General features: G+C 67.9%; 15 protein-coding genes, 1 tRNA gene and 1 pseudogene. 15 read left to right on the top strand and 2 right to left on the bottom strand.

What is annotated here, in order from left to right:
* Positions 1-27: 27 nt before the first annotated feature.
* The 9 genes and pseudogenes from ACVWNX_RS17300 (at position 28) to ACVWNX_RS17260 (ending at position 10,081) form a co-directional block, all read left to right on the top strand.
* A complete protein-coding gene (locus ACVWNX_RS17300) occupies positions 28-3,492 on the top strand; it encodes a DUF499 domain-containing protein (RefSeq protein WP_454407997.1) in 3,465 nt (1,154 codons plus the stop codon).
* 122 nt (positions 3,493-3,614) lie between these two features.
* Positions 3,615-4,580, top strand: a complete 966-nt coding sequence (locus ACVWNX_RS17295; protein ID WP_454407996.1) for a hypothetical protein — start codon at positions 3,615-3,617, stop codon at positions 4,578-4,580.
* Positions 4,581-4,633: 53 nt separating this feature from the next.
* Complete coding sequence (locus tag ACVWNX_RS17290; RefSeq protein ID WP_454407995.1) at positions 4,634-5,173, top strand: hypothetical protein; 540 nt, start codon at positions 4,634-4,636, stop codon at positions 5,171-5,173.
* Between the two features lie 110 nt (positions 5,174-5,283).
* Positions 5,284-5,583, top strand: a complete 300-nt coding sequence (locus ACVWNX_RS17285) for a transposase (RefSeq protein WP_454407994.1) — start codon at positions 5,284-5,286, stop codon at positions 5,581-5,583.
* A pseudogene (locus ACVWNX_RS17280) lies at positions 5,580-5,879 on the top strand (IS3 family transposase); the annotation flags it as partial. The gene ACVWNX_RS17285 and the pseudogene ACVWNX_RS17280, both read left to right, overlap by 4 nt.
* Entirely contained in the window at positions 5,819-6,208 is a 390-nt protein-coding gene (locus tag ACVWNX_RS17275; protein ID WP_454414807.1) for a DDE-type integrase/transposase/recombinase, read from the top strand. The pseudogene ACVWNX_RS17280 and the gene ACVWNX_RS17275, both read left to right, overlap by 61 nt.
* A gap of 867 nt (positions 6,209-7,075) precedes the next feature.
* A complete protein-coding gene (locus tag ACVWNX_RS17270) occupies positions 7,076-8,344 on the top strand; it encodes a Mu transposase C-terminal domain-containing protein (protein ID WP_454407993.1) in 1,269 nt (422 codons plus the stop codon).
* Between the two features lie 28 nt (positions 8,345-8,372).
* The gene (locus ACVWNX_RS17265) at positions 8,373-9,128 is read left to right on the top strand and encodes a TniB family NTP-binding protein (RefSeq protein ID WP_454407991.1); all 756 of its coding nucleotides are present in this window, start codon (positions 8,373-8,375) and stop codon (positions 9,126-9,128) included.
* Positions 9,129-9,397: 269 nt separating this feature from the next.
* Positions 9,398-10,081: a hypothetical protein gene (locus ACVWNX_RS17260; protein WP_454407989.1), complete on the top strand. Its 684-nt coding sequence runs from the start codon at positions 9,398-9,400 to the stop codon at positions 10,079-10,081.
* Positions 10,082-10,291: 210 nt separating this feature from the next.
* On the opposite strand, the gene ACVWNX_RS17255 is transcribed toward ACVWNX_RS17260, so the two are convergent.
* Entirely contained in the window at positions 10,292-10,603 is a 312-nt protein-coding gene (locus tag ACVWNX_RS17255; protein ID WP_454407987.1) for a helix-turn-helix domain-containing protein, read from the bottom strand.
* A gap of 111 nt (positions 10,604-10,714) precedes the next feature.
* Here ACVWNX_RS17255 and ACVWNX_RS17250 point away from each other — a divergent pair, with 111 nt between their 5' ends.
* The 3 genes from ACVWNX_RS17250 to ACVWNX_RS17240 all read left to right on the top strand — a co-directional run bounded on the left by ACVWNX_RS17250 (position 10,715) and on the right by ACVWNX_RS17240 (position 13,392).
* Positions 10,715-11,029, top strand: a complete 315-nt coding sequence (locus ACVWNX_RS17250; protein WP_454407986.1) for a hypothetical protein — start codon at positions 10,715-10,717, stop codon at positions 11,027-11,029.
* Positions 10,927-11,625, top strand: a complete 699-nt coding sequence (locus ACVWNX_RS17245) for a hypothetical protein (RefSeq protein WP_454407984.1) — start codon at positions 10,927-10,929, stop codon at positions 11,623-11,625. Before ACVWNX_RS17250 ends, ACVWNX_RS17245 begins: the two co-directional genes overlap by 103 nt.
* A gap of 225 nt (positions 11,626-11,850) precedes the next feature.
* Positions 11,851-13,392 (top strand): hypothetical protein, encoded by a 1,542-nt coding sequence (locus ACVWNX_RS17240; RefSeq protein ID WP_454407983.1) that lies wholly within the window; start codon positions 11,851-11,853, stop codon positions 13,390-13,392.
* Positions 13,393-13,605: 213 nt separating this feature from the next.
* Here ACVWNX_RS17240 and ACVWNX_RS17235 read toward each other — a convergent pair.
* A tRNA-Leu gene (locus ACVWNX_RS17235) sits at positions 13,606-13,689 on the bottom strand.
* Positions 13,690-14,666: 977 nt separating this feature from the next.
* Between ACVWNX_RS17235 and ACVWNX_RS17230 the strand changes: the two genes are divergently transcribed.
* From ACVWNX_RS17230 to ACVWNX_RS17220, 3 genes are all read left to right on the top strand, one after another.
* Positions 14,667-15,542 (top strand): FhaA domain-containing protein, encoded by an 876-nt coding sequence (locus ACVWNX_RS17230; protein WP_454407981.1) that lies wholly within the window; start codon positions 14,667-14,669, stop codon positions 15,540-15,542.
* 10 nt (positions 15,543-15,552) lie between these two features.
* Positions 15,553-16,065 carry an FHA domain-containing protein FhaB/FipA gene (locus tag ACVWNX_RS17225; RefSeq protein WP_454407979.1) on the top strand — a complete coding sequence of 171 codons (513 nt, stop codon included), beginning with the start codon at positions 15,553-15,555 and terminating at the stop codon, positions 16,063-16,065.
* A gap of 125 nt (positions 16,066-16,190) precedes the next feature.
* Positions 16,191-17,816, top strand: coding sequence for a Stp1/IreP family PP2C-type Ser/Thr phosphatase (locus tag ACVWNX_RS17220; RefSeq protein ID WP_454407978.1), 1,626 nt, complete (start codon positions 16,191-16,193; stop codon positions 17,814-17,816).
* The last annotated feature ends 25 nt before the right edge of the window (positions 17,817-17,841 follow it).

Below are 17,841 nucleotides of genomic sequence, written 5' to 3'. Positions count from 1 at the left end.
GGCCGAAAGGCACACAAGGGGGCGGGCATGCAGAGCGACCACACAGCGTACGGCGACGGCAGCACCACACCGGACGTCGTGGAAGCGACAGTAGACAGGACTGCGGAGACCATGGCAATCAGCAACCACGACCGCATCGGACAGATGGTCCGAGTGCTGCCCGATGGGCTGCTTCCCCTCGTCGAGCGGGAGATGGCACGACGCCAGGGGGAGACGTGGTTCGCGGACGCGGAAGCCGAGGAGCGGGAGAAAGGGCGCGCACTGGCGTCCAAGCGTGATCCTCAGTTCCTCCTCAACTTGCTGCAGCGCTACTGGGGCTCGTACTTCCGGCATGCGCTGCCCGGTGCGGTTCGCGGGTACGCGAGCGAAGTGAACGACGTGCGCAACCGGTGGGCGCACAATGCGACGTTCTCCTCGGACGACACCGTGCGCTCTCTCGACACCGCGGAGCGTCTGCTCACCGCGGTCGGCGCCCCCGCTGAACTGGTCGAGCAGCTTCGCAAGTCCCGTATGGACCTTCAGCGGACCACGATCGCGGAGGAGACCCGGTCGAAGACACGGCGGCTGGCTGCCATGCCGAGCATCGCTGCTGATGGGCTCAAGCCCTGGCGGGATATCCTCATCCCGCACGAGGACGTGGCGCGCGGTGGCTTCAATGCCTCTGAGTTCGCGGCCAACCTCCACCAGGTCGCGAAGGGCGAGGGCGCGCCGGAGTACACCGAGCCCGAGGAGTTCTTCCAGCGGACCTATCTCACCGAGGGGCTGCGCGATCTGCTCAGCAAGTCACTGCGTCGAATAGCCGGCGACAACAACGCCTCGCCCACGGTGAATCTGCAGACCAACTTCGGTGGCGGCAAGACCCACTCCATGCTGGCGCTTTACCACGTGTTCTCGCCGGGGCTCCAGGTGCAGCGACTGCCGCAGGAGATGCAGGAGCTCATCGCGGCCTCGCCTGCGAAGAAGCTGCCTGAGGAGCCGGTGCGCCGCGCCGTCCTCGTGGGCACCGCGCTGGCTCCAGGACAGCCTGATGAGAAGGCCGACGGCACCAAGGTCAACACGCTGTGGGGGGAGTTGGCCTGGCAGCTAGGCGGCCGACAGGCGTACGACGTCATTGCCGCATCCGACCGCAGCCGTACCAACCCCGGCTCCGAACTGCTGCAGGACCTCCTCGCAGCGTACGCGCCCTGTCTGATCCTTATCGATGAATGGGTGGTCTACGCGCGCCAGTTGGTATCCAACGACGGCCTCGCGGGTGGCACGTTCGAGACGCACTTCTCGTTCGCCCAGTCCCTGACCGAAGCGGTAGAGGCGGTGAGCGGTGCACAGCTGGTGATGTCCATCCCGGCCTCGGAGAACGGGAAAAGCACGGCGGCGGATGCCGATGAGATCGGCGGTGAGGCTGGGCAGGCAGTCCTGGACCGGCTGCAGAGTGTCATCCACCGCAAGGCTGATGCCTGGCGTCCGGCGAGTTCTGATGAGTCCTTCGAGATCGTGAGGCGTCGGCTCTTCGAGACCCCCTCCGGCACGGCACAGGTAGAGATCAACACGGTTGCGCGTCTCTTCGGGAAGTTCTACGGCATGCACAAGCCGGACTTCCCGGCAGGTGTGGATGCCCCGGACTACGAGCGCCGGATCAAGTCCACGTACCCGATCCACCCCGAGCTTTTCAGCCGTCTCTATGAGGACTGGTCGACGCTCGACCGATTCCAGCGCACCCGTGGTGTGCTGAGGCTGATGAGCGCGGTGATCCACGCGCTCTGGCGGAACCAGAATCAGAGTCCCATGATCATGCCGGGTGACATCCCACTCGACGATCCACGGGTAGCCAGTGAGCTCACCTACTATCTAGCGGACCGCTGGAAGCCAATCATCGACACCGACGTCGACGGGCCGGACTCGACCCCAGTCTCTGTGGACAACGAGAAGACCGTCCTCGGACAGCGCGCAATGAGCCGCCGTATCGCACGCACCGTCTTCATGGGCTCCGCACCCACCGTCAACGCGGCCAAGAAGGGCCTGTCCGATCCGTACATCCGACTCGGCATGGCCATACCCGGCGACTCCTTGGGGAACTTCCGGACCGCGCTCAACACCCTCGCGGACCGGTCGACGTACTTGTACAGCGACTCCGACCGCTACTGGTTCGACACCCACGCCAACATCACGCGCACCGCGAAGGACGAAGCCGACCGCCTCATCGACCGGAACGATGACGTGTGGGCAGAGATTGTCCGCCGGCTGAGCCCGATCCAGCACCGGCGCGGGGACTTCGGGGCCGTGCACATCGCACCGCAGCACACCAAGGATGTCCCCGACCTCGATCAGGCGCGTCTCGTGCTGCTCCATCCGAAGCACGTACACACCGGTGGCAAGACCGTTCCAGACACTCCGGCTCTGGAATTCGCGCAGGAGACGCTGATATCCCACGGCACAAGGAATCGGCTGCACCAGAACACCCTGGTGTTCCTGGCGCCCGACAAGAAGGACATCGGCACCCTCATGGAGGCGGTGCGCGAATACCTCGGGTGGAAGAAGGTGCTGGACCGGCAGCTTGAGCTGGACCTCACCGAGAGCCAGCGCCGCCAGGCCCAGACCAGGCGCGACCAGGCGAACGAAAAGGTTGAACTGCGTATCGGCGACGCCTACCGCTGGGCGCTCATCCCCGAGCAGGAACCGGGCGCCCCCATCACCTGGGAGCACCTCAAGGTGGACGGGGGCCGCGCCGACGACGCCGCTGTGCGCACCGCCGAACGCCTCAAGCGGGAGGGCATGCTGTACCTCCAGCAGGCGCCGGCATTGCTCCACCAGAAGCTCACAGGGCCGCTGTCCCGTATCTGGGAGCAGGACGGGCACATCACGGTGGGGCGGCTGTGGGAACTGCACACTGCCTACCCGTACATGTACCGCCTCGTGAACCGCCGGGTCCTCGACCAGGGCATTGATGATGTCCTGCCGATGCTGACCTGGGAGACAGAAGGCTTCGCCCTGGCTGCTGGATATGACGAGACAACCGGCCGCTACCAGAGGCTCGTGCTGCCCGGCGGCGATGCCCGCTTCGGGCAGATCACGGACGGCACCCTTCTCGTCCGCGTGGACAAGGCGATCAGCCAGCGCCAGTACGACGAGGAGACAGCCGCTCAGAAACGAGAGTCGGCTGCCGTGCCAGCCTCTCAAGGATCCGTGACCCCGACTGTGAACGCGAAGGTCGGCGAGACCGCGGTCAAGCAGACGGAGAACTCTCAGCAGCCAGTGCTCCCCAAGGTCCCGACCCGGTTCTACGCCAACGCGCAGCTCACACCGGAGCAGTACAGCAAGAACGCCAGCAAGTACGTCCTCGAAATCCTTCAGCACCTTGACTTGATCGGAACCGAGGTCGAGATCACCGTCGAGATCCAGGCGAGGCGCCCAGAGGGCTTCCCTGAGGACAAGGTGCGGATCCTGAAGGAGAACGCCAACACCTTGAAGCTGAACGCCGAGTTCGAAATCGAATAGCCGCTACCGACTGCACGCTGGGCTCCACCGATTGATGGCTGCGGAGCCCAGCGTGACAGACCGTCACGGGTAAGCCTGAGCGGCTAGGCTGGTCGAGAAGCATCATCGTTACGGGGGAGCGAATGGCTGCACGCAATCGCGACAGGACGGTACATTTCTACCAAGTCGCCGACGCTAAAGAACCTGATGCGCCGCGCTTGCCGCGTCAGGACTGGAATGTCAAGCTGCGGCGCCTCCTCGACATACCTCTCCCCGACCGCACGGTCGAATCAGGCGGGGAGACCCTCATCGGCGCGGTGGATCCGCTGCAGCCCGCCCCGCACCTGCTCTTGGCGAAGGTCCGCCGGGACGTACCCCAGCAGATCAACTTCGACGATGGCTCCTTCAGTCATCTGCAACTCGCCGCGAACCAGGGCCTGGTCGACGTCACCACCGTGTACTTCCTCTCTTTTGGGAACGTCATGGCAACGATGAGCGGCGGGATCTCGGCGCCCCGCGTGAGCACCATCCAGCGATGGTTCAACGGTATGCATCTGATGAGCGAGGAGATCGAGCTTCGGCCCGTTGTCGACGCCCGGTCGCGCGAGAAGCTCGCACGAGCCAACGCTGTGGAAACGCTCACCATCAGGATTCAGCCCGAACCGCAGGACAGCCCGACAGCATTGCGCGGCAGCTCAGACCTCGGCGCCGCGATCAGCAAGATGCACCAGGACTACCCGGACATGACGATCACGCTGACGCTGGAGGTCCCGAAGAAGCGCCGATGGTACTCGCCTCGGCGTCGGTCGCGCGGGCAGCGGCAACTCCTGGACTCAACCACAGCCTTCGCACGGGACATCGGTGACTGGCTCGACAACAGTGACGCCGTGGACACCGCACGGGCGACGGCTCACATCGACGACTGGAATCAGCAGGCGACGGACGAGAAGATCGATTTCGTGGCCGAGCGCATCACCGCGAAGTGCCGGGTCCCGCTTGAGTCGACCGACGGGCACTCGGTCGATCTCCACGTAGCACTGACCGAATTGGCGCGTGTGGCGCATGAGCACGAGCGGATCCTCAGAGCCGCTGTCGGTGCCGACGTCTAGGCTGGAACGCGACAGGGGGAAGTGTTTCTACTGGTCGCGCAGGGGGATTCAGGATGCCTGGCACAGGAGTCGGACCGCGGTGGCTGATAAACAAGTGGCTCGCCAGGCCAGCTTCCGACTGGCTGATTGTGCTCGTCGGCCTCAGCGCGCACCTCGCGTGGGTCCACTGGACTGGGAGTGGTGATCTCCTTGGGAAGCCGCGACGCGAGCAGCGCCTGGCGATCTATACGACCGGAGCCACAGTTGTCGCCGTGACGGGCAGCTTCATCACGGCAGCCATCGCTCAGTACGCCGCAGCCACAGGGAGGAGGATGCGAACGCTCCGAACCACAGGGCACCTGGGGTCGCAGTTCCGTCGGAACTGGGTCAGCATCCTGTCGGCCACGCTCCTGGTCGCTGGAATCTGTCTGTTGGCGACCGTCCTTGACGTCACTGAGGGTGACTCTGGTGGTGTTCATTGGATGGTGGAGGCTGCGTTCGTTCTCTGCGTGGCGCGGTCATACCGGCTGCTGTGGCTGCTCAATGCAGTCATTCTGGCTACTGATCGCGATCTGGCAGAGCCTGCTCCGGATCGCCAGCAACTGACGACGTGACGATCGCGCTGGCAGGACTAAACATGATCTCCGTGCGGTGGTTGAACCTTCCCCTTGATCGTGGACACCTGGAGACTGGGATCTTGAGGTTCCAGAGGAAGTAGCACCAGGTGGGAAGCAAGTACACGAAGCGGTACACCGCGGAGTTCAAGCGGGACGCGATCGCGCTCGTCGACTCCACGGGCAAGACAGTCACCGCTGTCGCCCGAGAGCTCGGCATCAGCTCGGAGTCCCTGCGCGGCTGGTACCGACAGGCCAAGGCCGACCTGGGTGAGGGACGGCCCGGTGAGCTCACCACGGCCGAGCGCGAGGAACTCAGGCGGTTGCGCAAGCTCGCCGCCGAGCAGGCCAAGACGATCGAGGTCCTGCGAAAAGCCGCGGTCTTCTTCGCGAAGGAGAACGACCGGTGAACGACACGTACGCGTTCATCGAGGCGGAGAAGACCACCCACGGCGTCGCTTTCCTCTGCAGGCTGCTGAAGGTGGCCCGTTCCTCCTTCTACGCCTGGCTCGCCGCGACGAAGACCCGGGCCGCCCGCGCGGCGGCCGACGAGGCCCTGGTGCACGAGATCGCCGTCATCCACGTCGCCTCCCGCCAGACCTACGGCGTCCCGCGCATCCACGCCGAACTGCGGCGGCTGGGGCAGTGCGTGAACCGCAAGCGCATCGCCCGGCTGATGCGCGAGCACGGCATCCAGGGCGCCCACCGCCGCAGGCGGCGGTCGCTGACCCAGCCCGACAGGAAGGCGAAGCCGGCACCGGACCTGATCGGCCGCGACTTCCACGCCGCCTGCCCGGCACGAAGCTGGTCGGAGACATCACCGCCCTGCCCACCGGCGAGGGCTGGCTCTACCTTGCCTGCTGGATGGACCTGGCCACCCGCGAGGTCGTCGGCTACTCGATGGCCGACCACCACCGCGCCACTCTCGTCGTCGACGCGCTGAAGATGGCCGCCGGCCGCGGCCGCCTCCAGCCCGGCTGCATAGTGCATTCGGACCGCGGCAGCGAATACACCAGCAGCCAATTCCGTTGCTAAATAGCCGAGTTGAACCTTCGGCAAAGCTGTGGACGCACCGGATCTTGCTTCGACAACGCCGCCGCGGAGAGTTTCTGGGCCCTACTCAAAGAAGAGATCGGCACCCGCGTCTGGCCCGACCGGGCCACCGCCCGCGCCGAGGTTCGACTTCATCGAGACCTTCTATAACCGCCGCCGGCTGCGCAAGCACAAGACCTTCGGCTACCTCACCCCAGCCGAGACCCGACAGCGGCAACAGCACGCCCTCGCCGCGTAACGAACGAGTGTCCGAGATCACGGGGAAGCTTCAGGTGCACTGTTCAGCTCGGTGTGGTCGGCCTGGGTTTGGATGGCGGCGGCGACTTCGACTGCATGAACCTGATCGAGGCTTTCTAGAGTCGGCGGTGGCGTCCATACGCACCTGAGCACCGCCCACCCCGCCACGAAGCTCCTGGCAGGACTGGCGGTCTTGGTCAAGACCCCGTCTGCCAGGAGCTTCATCATTTGCGCAACAGCCTAACTTGCCTTCAGAGCCGTCGGATTGGAATGGAATCAGCCTTGGCGTAGCTGTTGGGGACGGCTCGAGGCGGGTTGGTTAGTTGTAGCTGGTGAACAGTGTGGTGTTGTCGTAGAGCCAGTCCTGTGAGGGGGCTGTCCAGCTGACGACGCCAGGGTTGAAGGATGCGGCAGGTGTGGCGGTCCAGGTCACTGTTCTGACGGTGCCGTCCTTGCGGTGGTCGAGGGCGCCGAGGTCGTCCTGGCCGTCGCCGTCGTAGTCGCCGACGACGAGCTGGCTGCGGTTGATGTCCCAGTTTCCGGCGGGGCTTTCGATGGTGACCTTGGCGGATCCGAACCGGTCTCGGTCGGGCAGGGATTCGGCGAGGGGCCGTGTCCGAACTGCCGGACCGCCGGCGATTGACGGTGGAGGGGCTGCGCCGCAGAGTGGCTGCCCTGGTGGAGCAGCGCCACGGGGTGGGAGGGGTAGCGCTGCCGTCTCGTTCCGCCTTCCACCGGCTGTATGCCGAGGCCACCGGTGCGGGGTTGCTGGAGGGCAGGGTTTTCACCTATCCCGGCCAGCGGTCGTCGCACTGGCCGGGACGGTACGTCGTGCTGGACACGGTGCGGATTCCTTCGCGATTGGGTGCTCTTGGTTCCTACGGCCTTCCTGAGGTCGTCATCGCCGTGGACGCCGACTCCGCCTGCGTTCTGACCGCCGTGGTCCACAGGGACAGACGGACCCTTGACGGGGCGGCTCTGCTGGCCCGTATGGGAGTCCCCGACGATGTACGGGCGCGATGGGCTGGTGATCACCTTCTGCCCGATGCCGCCCTGCCGTCGGGAGGGGCGCCGCTGATCCGCCCGCAGACCGTTGGGATGGCTGGTATGCCGGCCAGCCTGCGGGGCTTCTCTCAGGCGTGCACCCGGCTGGGTGTGCGCATTCGGCAGCACATGCCGCACGTCACCGGTCGCGAGCAGCACGTAGACCTGCTGGTCGCGCGCATGGCCGACCAGCTCGCCGACCTCCTGGGCAGCGGGGAGGGGATGGTGCTGGAGGATGTCCAGGCGCGGGTGGACGAGTGGGTTCTTCACGTCTGGCCGCGCACCCGGCTCAGCGCGGGTGCCGAGGGGTTCGCCGTGCCGGGCGCGGAAACGCCCGCCCAGCGCTACACCGCTCTCGTCGCTCAGGCCAGCTGGCTGGCCACGCCCTGGTCCCCCGATGTGTTCGCGGATCTGCTGCCCCGGGCCACCCGGGCGATTTCACCGGTGGGCATCACCCTGCACGGCTGCATCTACAACAGCTTGGAGCTGCAGCGGAGTTGGGGATCTCCGCCGCCTGGTGTCAGGGCCGTGGCCGAGGTCCGCTGGGACCCCTATGACTTCCGGCGGGTGTGGCTAGATGCCCCGGATGGGCGGTGGGTGACCGTACCGTTGTGTACTGGCAGACGGCCCTCATCACTCCAGTCGTCCTTTTACGAGAGGCAATTTGCCCGGTTCCAGCGAGGGGAGACAGCTCCTGCCGCCCCGTCGTCCGGTGCCGGCACCCGTACGAGCATCACGGCAGGCCACCACGCGCACGTGGCTGCCCCTGCAGGCGCCGTCGCCGGCCGCGCTGGACGCGACCCGCCTGGCATACCACGCCCAATTGCCCATCCTTAGCGGGGAAGTTGTTGCCGCGGCCGCCCGTGTGCAGGAGTTGGTCACAGTGAACGAGCATTCCCCGGGTGCTCGTCATGGGCTTCTGGTGCACGGGGTGGCTGCCACCGGCAAGACAACCGTGCTGGTCGAATCCGCCCGTTGGTACACCAGCCGGCACCCCAGCGACCAGGGAGATTCACCTCACCGACCCGTGATCCAGGTCTCTGTTCCGCAGACCGTCACGCCGCGGATGCTGCTCACCGAACTCATCCTGGCCGCTGGGGTATCCGTCGCCACCCCCTCGCGCATCACCGTCGCCGATCTCATGTGGCAGGCGCGTGCTGCCCTGACCGCCAGCGGCACCGGCCTCATCCTGGTGGACGAAATCGACGGCCGCCACCTGCGGGCGGGCGCCGGCACCTCAACGGCCCGGGTGCTGCGGGAGCTACACGACTGGCTGCCGGTCACCTTCGTCTTCGCCGGGCCCGAGCTCTGTCCGGCGGATACCTCCGCCTGCTGGGAACAGCGGCGTCTGGCACTGGTGAGGCTCACGGGCAGATCCAGCGACGCGGCCTGGCGCACAACGGTCATCCAGGCGGAGGCAGCGTTGCGGCTGCGGCACCATGTCCCCGGCACCTTGTCGGATCTGGCCGACCATCTCCAAGAGATCACTGGTGGAAGCATCGCACGGCTGGCCTACCTGGTGCGCAGCGGAGCGATCCGCGCCATTCACAACGGCACCGAGTCCCTCACCCGCGAGGAGTTCGACGCCCTGTCCGGCCTGTGGGGCTCGCAGGCCTGCTGAGCCGACCTCCGCCACAATGCCCTCACGCGTCTGCCGCGACGAGGACAGCAAGAGCCGGACAGACGCTGGACAGAGCGCCAACTGGTCAACTCACGCGGGACATTGACCGGCATGGCGCACCAGTAAGGAGGGATAGATTTCGTACTGGTGTCTGACAATAGAATGGGTAATCCCGGAAAATGCGACTATAGGAAGCGAATTCCGCATCTACACCCGAGCGCTCACACATCCAGCTGACAATCAGCAGCCGTTCACCCTAACGTGTTTGCATGGCCTACGAGTCGATGGCCGAGGGCCTCCTCGCGGACCCTGCGGACCTGATGGACCTGCTGAACCGCCGGTGCAAAACCAAACTTCTGCAATACGACCAGACCATCCCCGAGCTGGAGCAGCAGCTCGGGGAGATGCGGAAGAAGCGTGAGGAAGTCCTGGCACTGATGACCCGGAACATCTCCGCCCTCACCGACTGGCACGCCGTCCGCGAGGGCGCCGAGCAACTCGGTTTGCTGGAGTCCTCAACGGAACCGACGCGCCTGTGGGTGGTTCCCGACGAGGAGCAGCCGCCCTCTCGTGATGGGTACGGGACGCCTGCTTCCACGGCGGTGCTCCAGCCGGAAGGGGCCTCCGGGCAGGACGAAGCTCTCGTGTCCTCAGACGGCTTCGCCTCAGAAACCCCGTCCGCGACCACGGCACCGACGCAGCCGGACCTGGTGCTGGTGAGGGGGCAGCGACGCCGCGAGATCCTGACCCTCATCGGTTCCAAGCCGCACGCCACGTGGAGCGTGGCAGGCGTCGGGGCACTGCTGGGAATCGAGAAAGAGGACGCGCCCGGCTTGCATCGCGTGCGCGAGCTACTACGCATACTCGCCCTTATCGGCGCCCTGGAGCGCATCACCACCGAGGGCGACATTCACGTGCACTACCGACCGCGCGGCACCTGGAGGTTCATCTGACCCAGGGCTGCAACAGCGCCCGCTGACATAACACTTCACCACACATATGAACCGTCGCCGCAGGTTCTTTACGCCCTGGATTACGGCCAGGGTCTGCGGCGACGGGGCCAGTAAGGCCGTTCCCGACAGTACCCGTGTCCATCTAGCCGTGTCGGGCATTCGGCCATCTTCGCCTGCTCCTGCTTCAGGAAGCCGAATGCCCATGCGAATTCACTCCGGTGGATTGCCCGGGTTCCGCCCGGGCCACAGGTCCACATCGAGTTCCTTCTCCAGGGTCGCGATCGTCAGCAGGTCGCACCAGACCTGGCCAGCCAGCACCCGGCTGATGGTGATCCGGTCCACTCCCGTCCTGCGGGCGACCTCCACAATCGTCCAGCCGTGCTCCTCGATGGCGCGCCGCAGGCGCGCGGCCACTTCCTGGGCGACCTGCGCCCCGTGGTGGTCGTCAAGCACGGCGTGCGACCAAGCGCCCTCGAGCAGGTACTCGGCGGGCTTGCGACGGCGCTTGTCTCCTTGTGACACAGCGAAGAGTGTCGCCCATACGGACCTCCCGGCATGACAGCGGCCGCCACCTCCACTGAATGTTATTGGAATAACACCCCTCCTGGGGTCTATTCCTGGTGGAGAGTCGTCATGGATGCGATCGAGCAGTACCGGCCCGAACTGCCCGCCCCCGTATGGGAGCGCATCGGGCCCGGCTGCCGGCGCGCGGTCACCCGGGCCAAGCCCAACACCCCCAAGCAGGCACGGGAATGGATGGGCGCGCTCGCCCACGCCACCGCCCACGCCGATCTCTGCGGACGCCCGGCCGCAGCCGAACAGGTCCTGGCCCCCGAGTCGGTCGAATGGTCCCTGGCCACCGGCTGCCTGCACCTGAGCGACGGCACCTGCGGCAACTACGGGGCCGCCTGGGGCACCTGCGCCGGGCCCTGTTCGGCCCCGACCTGACCACCGGAAAACCGGCCGCCTACGCCGGGTCGGACTCCTCCAGGCCGTACAGCACGGCCGAACAGTCCAGCCTCTTCGCATCCGCCCGCTTCCAGCCCACCGCCGAGCTGCGCCACGGCAGTCTGACCCTGCTCGCTCTGGGCCTCGGCTGCGCACTGGACTCACCGGAGATCATCCCGCTTCGTGCTCACGACGTACGGGTCGCGCCCAACGGGGAAGTGGCCGTCGCGGTCCGCGGCCGTCGCGGCCGTCTCGTGCTGTGCCGCACTTCCTGGGCGCCGGTCCTCGCCGACGCCGCGGCCCAGGCCGCCGAACCCGGGCAGGTCCGCTATCTCTTCCGCCCCAGCGGCTACGCCCGCAACCCCAACACCGTCACCAACTTCATCGCCCGCACCAAGGCGTCACCCGGCACTCCGCCCCTGGTGATGGGGCGGGCCCGGGCCACCTGGCTCGTGGATGCGATCGAAGCCCGCATGCACCTGCCGACCCTGATGGCCGCCGCCGGGCTGACCACCCTGCGCTCCATCGACCGGATCATGCCGTACGTCCGCAACCTCACCGCCGAGCAGGCCGCAGCCGCGCTGAAGGGGCTGTGATGACGAGCCGCCTCGAACGACACGACCGCATCGCCAGGCTCCGCACCCGCCGCGTCACCGTCCCCGACCAAGACGTCATCGACCTGCTGTCGACCCTGGGTGCCGAGGGGCTAGTAGAGGAGGCCGCGCGGCCCTGGCCGAGCAACGCACGGGCGCCCGCGCCACCTCAGCGCCGAAGGGCTGCTGCTCGGCATGTACCTGTGCTCCGTCCTGCACTCCGGAGCCGTGATCCTGACCGCCGTCGCCGACCTACTGGCCTTCGGCATCAGCCAGGCCATGCGCGACCGGTTCGGGATCCCCCACTACGCCGACAACGACCAAGGTTCCGAAGCCTTCTACGCGGTCGTACGACGCCTCTTCCACAAGATCGTCGACTCCATCGACCCGTCTCCTCTGCCTAAGAACCACCGCATCCCCCTCACCGACGCAGCCGAACTCCAGGCCGCAGCCGATGAAGCCGCCCTCGCCGACAAGCGCTCCCTGCTCGTCCACTTCTCCAACAAGATCCTCGGCACCTCCCTGCAGCCGGCCCACGCCCTGCTCCAAGAGACCTGGGAAGGCGACACCGTGGTGGACGCCACCGTTGTCGGCGCCTACGCCAAGGGCCTCGCCCCGGACAGCGAGGTCACCTCCACCGACCCCGACGCCGGCTGGTACGTCCGAGGCGCCCGCCACGAGGACCCCCTAGCCCTCGAAGAAATCGCCCCGCCACCCGAAAAAGGGGAGGGTGGCAAGAACACGGGCAAGGCCAAGCGCCGAAAGGTAAAGAAGAAGCTGTACGGCTTCGATGCCAGCCTGATCGTTGCCCGCGGCACCAGCTCCGACGGCGCCCCGCTCCCGGACGGCTCCGCCGACCCCGACACCGTCCCAGCACTGATCATCGCCTTCGCCCTGGAAAAGCCCAGCTGCCGCCCCGGCGAGGTCGCCGTCAAAGCCCTGCTCCAAGTCGATTCCCGTTACCCGCGCGGATACCTCGCCGGTGACCGCCTCTACAACGGACAGAGGGCAGAGGTCTTCCAGCTGCCCATCCGCGCCCTGGGCTACGCCCCCGTCTACGACTACACCAAGGACCAGCTCGGCGTGCAGGGCAGCGTCGCCGGGGCCCAGCTCGTCGAAGGATCGTGGTACTGCCCCTCCATGCCCGCCCCCCTGGTCACCGCCACCATCGACTTCCTCGCCAAGCGGATCGATAAGGACACCTGGATCAAGCGCATCCGGCTGCGCGCCACCTACCTGCTCATGCCGAAAGAGGCCGCAGACGACGAAGGACACCGCCGGATGATGTGCCCCGCCGAAGCCCGCCGCGTCCAGTGCATCCTCAAACCGCACACCATGGGGACCGGTATCCACCTGCCCTTGGTCGACCCCGCCCCCAGCCCCACCAAGCCAGACCGCATCTGCACAAAACGCAGCGTCACCATCCCGCCCCAGGCCGGCGCCTCACAGTGGCAGGCCACCCAATACGGGGGCGACGAATGGCAGCGCGTCTACTTCCGCCTCCGTAACGCCATCGAAGGCATCAACGGCTTCGGCAAGGACCCCCTGCACGAACGCATGGAAGCAGCAGGCACCCGCCGCGTTCGCGGCATCGCCGCCCAAACAGTGCTCCTCGCCTTCCAGCTCGCCCACGTCAACCGCCGCAAACTCGCCAGCTGGGCCGACGCCGTCGCTCTCCACGGCAACCGCCCCCGCCGACACCCCACTCGCCGACGCAAAACCCTCCCCATCGGCTCCTGGGCGCCCAAGGGCCACATCAAAGAGACCTGAACCACCCGACGCACCCACCCCGGGGCCACAACCGAAGATCACCTCAACCACCACTGCCAGCGGCCCCAGGCCGCTGGCAGTCATCCGTGTGAGCACCCTCGCCCCGCCCCAACAGCCAAGATCCATCGGGGCATAGCGAAACGGTCGGCATCATAATCATGATGCCGACCGTTTCGTCGATGCAACTAGAGCACTCTCGTCGGTGCTCCCCTGTGCGCGAGGGGGGAGTTGAACCCCCACGCCCTTTCGGGCACTGGAACCTGAATCCAGCGCGTCTGCCTATTCCGCCACCCGCGCGTGGGTGTCGTCTTTGGGTCCCTCACCGCTTGGTGCGGGCGCCTTCCGACATGCAGAAGATTAGCACGCTGGGGAGGGTGCCTTCACATCCGTATATACGGCCCCGTCCACCCCGCCCGGCCTCCCGACGGCCCCGCTCCGCTCCGTGTCCGCGCACTCACCGGCCGGGAACGGAACGCACCCCCGCGCTCACGCGTTCTTCACCTGTGGAGAGCGGCGGAAGGACGACGCGTACTACAAGGAGGACGAACCGCGCGGGGAATCCGGAGGGCCGGACCAACGAACGGACCAACGGGCCGACGGACCGGCGGACGGGACAGCGGGCGAACGGGCAGACGGGCGGACGGGCCGAAGGACCGGACAGCGGGCGGACGGGCAAGCGGCCGGACGGACGAACAGTCGACGGACGGCGGGCGGACGGTCGGCGAGAGGACGGCAGGCAGCGGGCGGACAGGACAGTGGACAGCACGGACGGCTGGCGAACGGGACGGCGGACAGGACCGACGGCTGGCGAACGGACGGCGGACAGGACCGACGACCGGCGGGCGCACGCGGCGAAGTGGCGTCCGGGAGGGCCCCGGGCCGTACCGGACGGGCCCGGGGAACGTCCCGGAGCGCCCCGTCGCACCGCACCGCCGTCGTCCCCGTCCTGTCCCAACCCGGCACCAGCCGCCCTCCGGTCCCCCGGTATGGACCTGAGCGCTCGCCGTGTGCGGGACACTGGCTCCGGGGCACCTCTACGATCCCCCTGGGAACAGGTTGTCGAGGTGGTCATGCGACCGCCGCGACGGGGAAGGGGTTCGTAGGGCACGGGTGCGGGACGGCCGTTCGCGGACGGATCGCCGCCCCCGCCACGGGGCGGCCCTGTGAAGGTCGACACTCGTGGGTCGGTGAGACAGGGGGAACCAGCCGATTTACCGGCGCGTGGATACGATCAGTAAGCAGTACCAGGACGGCAGCGAAGGAGGAGGTGCCCCATGGGAGTCCTGAAGAAGTTCGAGCAGCGCCTCGAAGGTCTGGTCAACGGCACCTTCGCCAAGGTCTTCAAGTCCGAGGTCCAGCCGGTCGAGATCGCCGGAGCGCTCCAGCGCGAGTGCGACAACAACGCCACGATCTGGAACCGCGACCGCACCGTCGTCCCCAACGACTTCATCGTGGAACTGAGCACCCCGGACTACGAACGCCTGAGCCCCTACTCGGGCCAGCTCGGCGACGAACTGTCCGGCATGGTGCGCGACTACGCCAAGCAGCAGCGGTACACCTTCATGGGCCCGATCAAGGTCCATCTGGAGAAGGCCGAGGACCTCGACACCGGCCTCTACCGGGTCCGCAGCCGCACGCTCGCCTCCAGCACCTCCCAGCCCGGCGGCGGACCGCAGGGCCCCGGCGGCGGAGCCCAGGGCGGCCCCGGTCCCGGACGCGGCGGCGGACCGGGCGCGCCCGGCGGCGGCCCCGGCTACCCGAACCAGCCCCCCGGCGCTCCCCCCATGCCCGCCGCGCCCCCCGGGTTCCCCGGCCGTCCGGGCGCGGACCGCCCCGGCGGCCCCGGCCCCGGCTCCGCGCCGGGCACCCAGACACGGCACTGGATCGAGATCAACGGCACCCGTCACCAGATCTCCCGCGCGACGCTGGTGCTCGGCCGCAGCACCGAAGCCGACGTGCGCATCGACGACCCCGGCGTCTCCCGCAGGCACTGCGAGATCCGGACCGGCGCGCCCTCGACGATCCAGGACCTCGGGTCGACCAACGGCATCGTGGTCGACGGACAGCACACCACCCGCGCTACGCTCCGCGACGGCTCGCGGATCGTCGTGGGCAGCACCACCATCATTTACCGGCAAGCCGAAGGGTGAAGCGGGGGCAATGTCAGAGCTGACCCTGACGGTCATGCGGCTGGGTTTCCTGGCCGTTCTGTGGCTGTTCGTGATCGTGGCCGTCCAGGTCATCCGCAGCGACCTCTTCGGTACGCGGGTGACCCAGCGCGGCGCCCGCCGCGAGAGCGGGCGCGCCCAGCAGACCGCCCGCCAGGCCGCGCCCCCGCAGCAGCGCGGCCAGCAGGGCGGCGGCCGTCAGCGGCGCGGCGCCCCCACCAAGCTCGTCGTCTCCGAGGGCACCCTCACCGGCACCACGGTCGCGCTCCAGGGCCAGACCATCACGCTCGGCCGGGCCCACGACTCCACGATCGTGCTGGACGACGACTACGCCTCCAGCCGCCATGCCAGGATCTACCCCGACCGGGACGGCCAGTGGATCGTCGAGGACCTCGGGTCCACCAACGGCACCTATCTCGACCGGGCCCGGCTGACGACCCCGACCCCGGTTCCGCTCGGCGCGCCGATCCGCATCGGGAAAACCGTCATCGAGCTGCGGAAGTAGTACTACGTCATGAATGAGCGCCAGCGCGAGCGAACGGAAGCGGTCCGGACGACGGACATTGGCGCGTTCCCGACCGGAGGGTGGGCACGGTGCGGAGGTACCCGGAGCCGACGGGCGAGGTGCGCATGAGTCTGTCACTGCGCTTCGCCGCCGGATCGCACAAGGGCATGATCCGTGAGGGCAACGAGGACTCCGGTTACGCCGGGCCCCGGCTGCTCGCGATCGCGGACGGCATGGGCGGTCAGGCCGCCGGTGAGGTCGCCTCGTCCGAGGTGATCTCCACGCTCGTCACCCTCGACGACGACGTGCCCGGTTCCGACATCCTCACCTCGCTCGGCTCCGCCGTGCAGCGGGCCAACGACCAGCTCCGGATGATGGTCGAGGAGGACCCGCAGCTGGAGGGCATGGGCACCACGCTCACCGCCCTGCTGTGGACGGGTCAGCGCCTCGGTCTGGTGCACGTCGGCGACTCCCGCGCCTATCTGCTGCGGGACGGCGTCCTCACCCAGATCACCCAGGACCACACCTGGGTGCAGCGGCTGGTGGACGAGGGCCGGATCACCGAGGAGGAGGCCACCACGCATCCGCAGCGTTCGCTGCTGATGCGGGCGCTCGGCAGCGGCGACCACGTGGAGCCGGACCTGTCGATCCGCGAGGTCCGCGCCGGTGACCGCTATCTGATCTGCTCGGACGGGCTGTCCGGGGTGGTCTCCCACCAGACGATGGAGGAGACCCTCGCCAGTTACCAGGGCCCCCAGGAGACCGTGCAGGAGCTGATCCAGCTCGCGCTGCGCGGCGGCGGCCCCGACAACATCACGGTGATCGTCGCCGACGTCCTCGACATCGACAGCAACGACACCCTCGCCGTCAGCCTCTCCGACACCCCGGTGGTGGTCGGCGCGGTCGCCGAGAACCAGCACCAGCTGCACGAGGGCAACGCGATGCAGACCCCGGCGGGCCGGGCCTCCGGTCTCGGACGGCGGGTGCCGGGCCAGGGCGGGGGCGGCGAGTTCGGGCCTCCGGGCAGCGGCGACGCGTACGCCCCGGAGGGCGGGTACGGCGCCTACGGCGACGACGACCTGACCAAGCGACGGGGCGGCCGGCGCTGGCTGAAGACGTCGTTCTTCGTGGTGCTGGCGCTCGCCGTCACGGGCGGCGGGCTGTACGGCGGCCACCGCTGGACGCAGACCCAGTACTACGTGGGCACCAAGGACGAGCACGTCGCGCTCTACCGGGGCATCAGCCAGGACCTGGCGTGGCTGGACCTGTCGAAGGTGCAGAAGGACCACCCCGAGATCGAACTCAAGTACCTCCCGCCCTACCAGCGCAAGCAGGTGGAGGCGACGATCGCCGAGGGCGGACTCGACCAGGCGACCGACAAGATCAACGAACTGGCGGTCCAGGCGTCCGCCTGCAAGAAGGACGCCGAGCGCCGCGAGGCCGAGCGGGAGAGCGCCAAGCCCGGCGAGGGCGAGGCGGGCGGCACCACCGGTACCGCGCGCCGGTCGGCGGCCCCGGAGGCGACCGGGGGCACGGACTCCGTCGGCGGTGGCGGGGGAGGGGCGCGGCCCGCGAGCCTGCGCCAGGCCCCCACCCCGACGCCGACCGCGTCCGCGTCCGCCACCGCGTCCACCCCGCCGACGCCCGGTGCGAGCGAGAGCCGCAAGCCCAGTTCGCCGCCCGCAGCCACACCCGGCCCCAGCTTCTCCGACGAGGAGCGGAAGCTGGTCTCGCTGTGCGGTAAGCAGTAAGCAGCCGTGAGGGGCCCTGTCACAC

The sequence above is a fragment of the Streptomyces sp. JNUCC 64 genome, assembly GCF_054484115.1.
The sequence above is the reverse complement of the archived record's forward strand: the minus strand, read 5'-3'. Positions and strand labels throughout refer to the sequence as shown.

Excerpts from the sequence above, each read along its gene's own strand:
- ACVWNX_RS17220 (WP_454407978.1), top strand. The coding sequence starts at position 16,191 with ATGAGTCTGTCACTGCGCTTCGCCGCCGGATCGCACAAGGGCATGATC.
- ACVWNX_RS17250 (WP_454407986.1), top strand. The coding sequence starts at position 10,715 with ATGGATGCGATCGAGCAGTACCGGCCCGAACTGCCCGCCCCCGTATGG.
- ACVWNX_RS17245 (WP_454407984.1), top strand. The coding sequence starts at position 10,927 with ATGGTCCCTGGCCACCGGCTGCCTGCACCTGAGCGACGGCACCTGCGG.
- ACVWNX_RS17290 (WP_454407995.1), top strand. The coding sequence starts at position 4,634 with ATGCCTGGCACAGGAGTCGGACCGCGGTGGCTGATAAACAAGTGGCTC.
- ACVWNX_RS17260 (WP_454407989.1), top strand. The coding sequence starts at position 9,398 with ATGGCCTACGAGTCGATGGCCGAGGGCCTCCTCGCGGACCCTGCGGAC.
- ACVWNX_RS17295 (WP_454407996.1), top strand. The coding sequence starts at position 3,615 with ATGGCTGCACGCAATCGCGACAGGACGGTACATTTCTACCAAGTCGCC.
- ACVWNX_RS17225 (WP_454407979.1), top strand. The coding sequence starts at position 15,553 with ATGTCAGAGCTGACCCTGACGGTCATGCGGCTGGGTTTCCTGGCCGTT.
- ACVWNX_RS17230 (WP_454407981.1), top strand. The coding sequence starts at position 14,667 with ATGGGAGTCCTGAAGAAGTTCGAGCAGCGCCTCGAAGGTCTGGTCAAC.
- ACVWNX_RS17300 (WP_454407997.1), top strand. The coding sequence starts at position 28 with ATGCAGAGCGACCACACAGCGTACGGCGACGGCAGCACCACACCGGAC.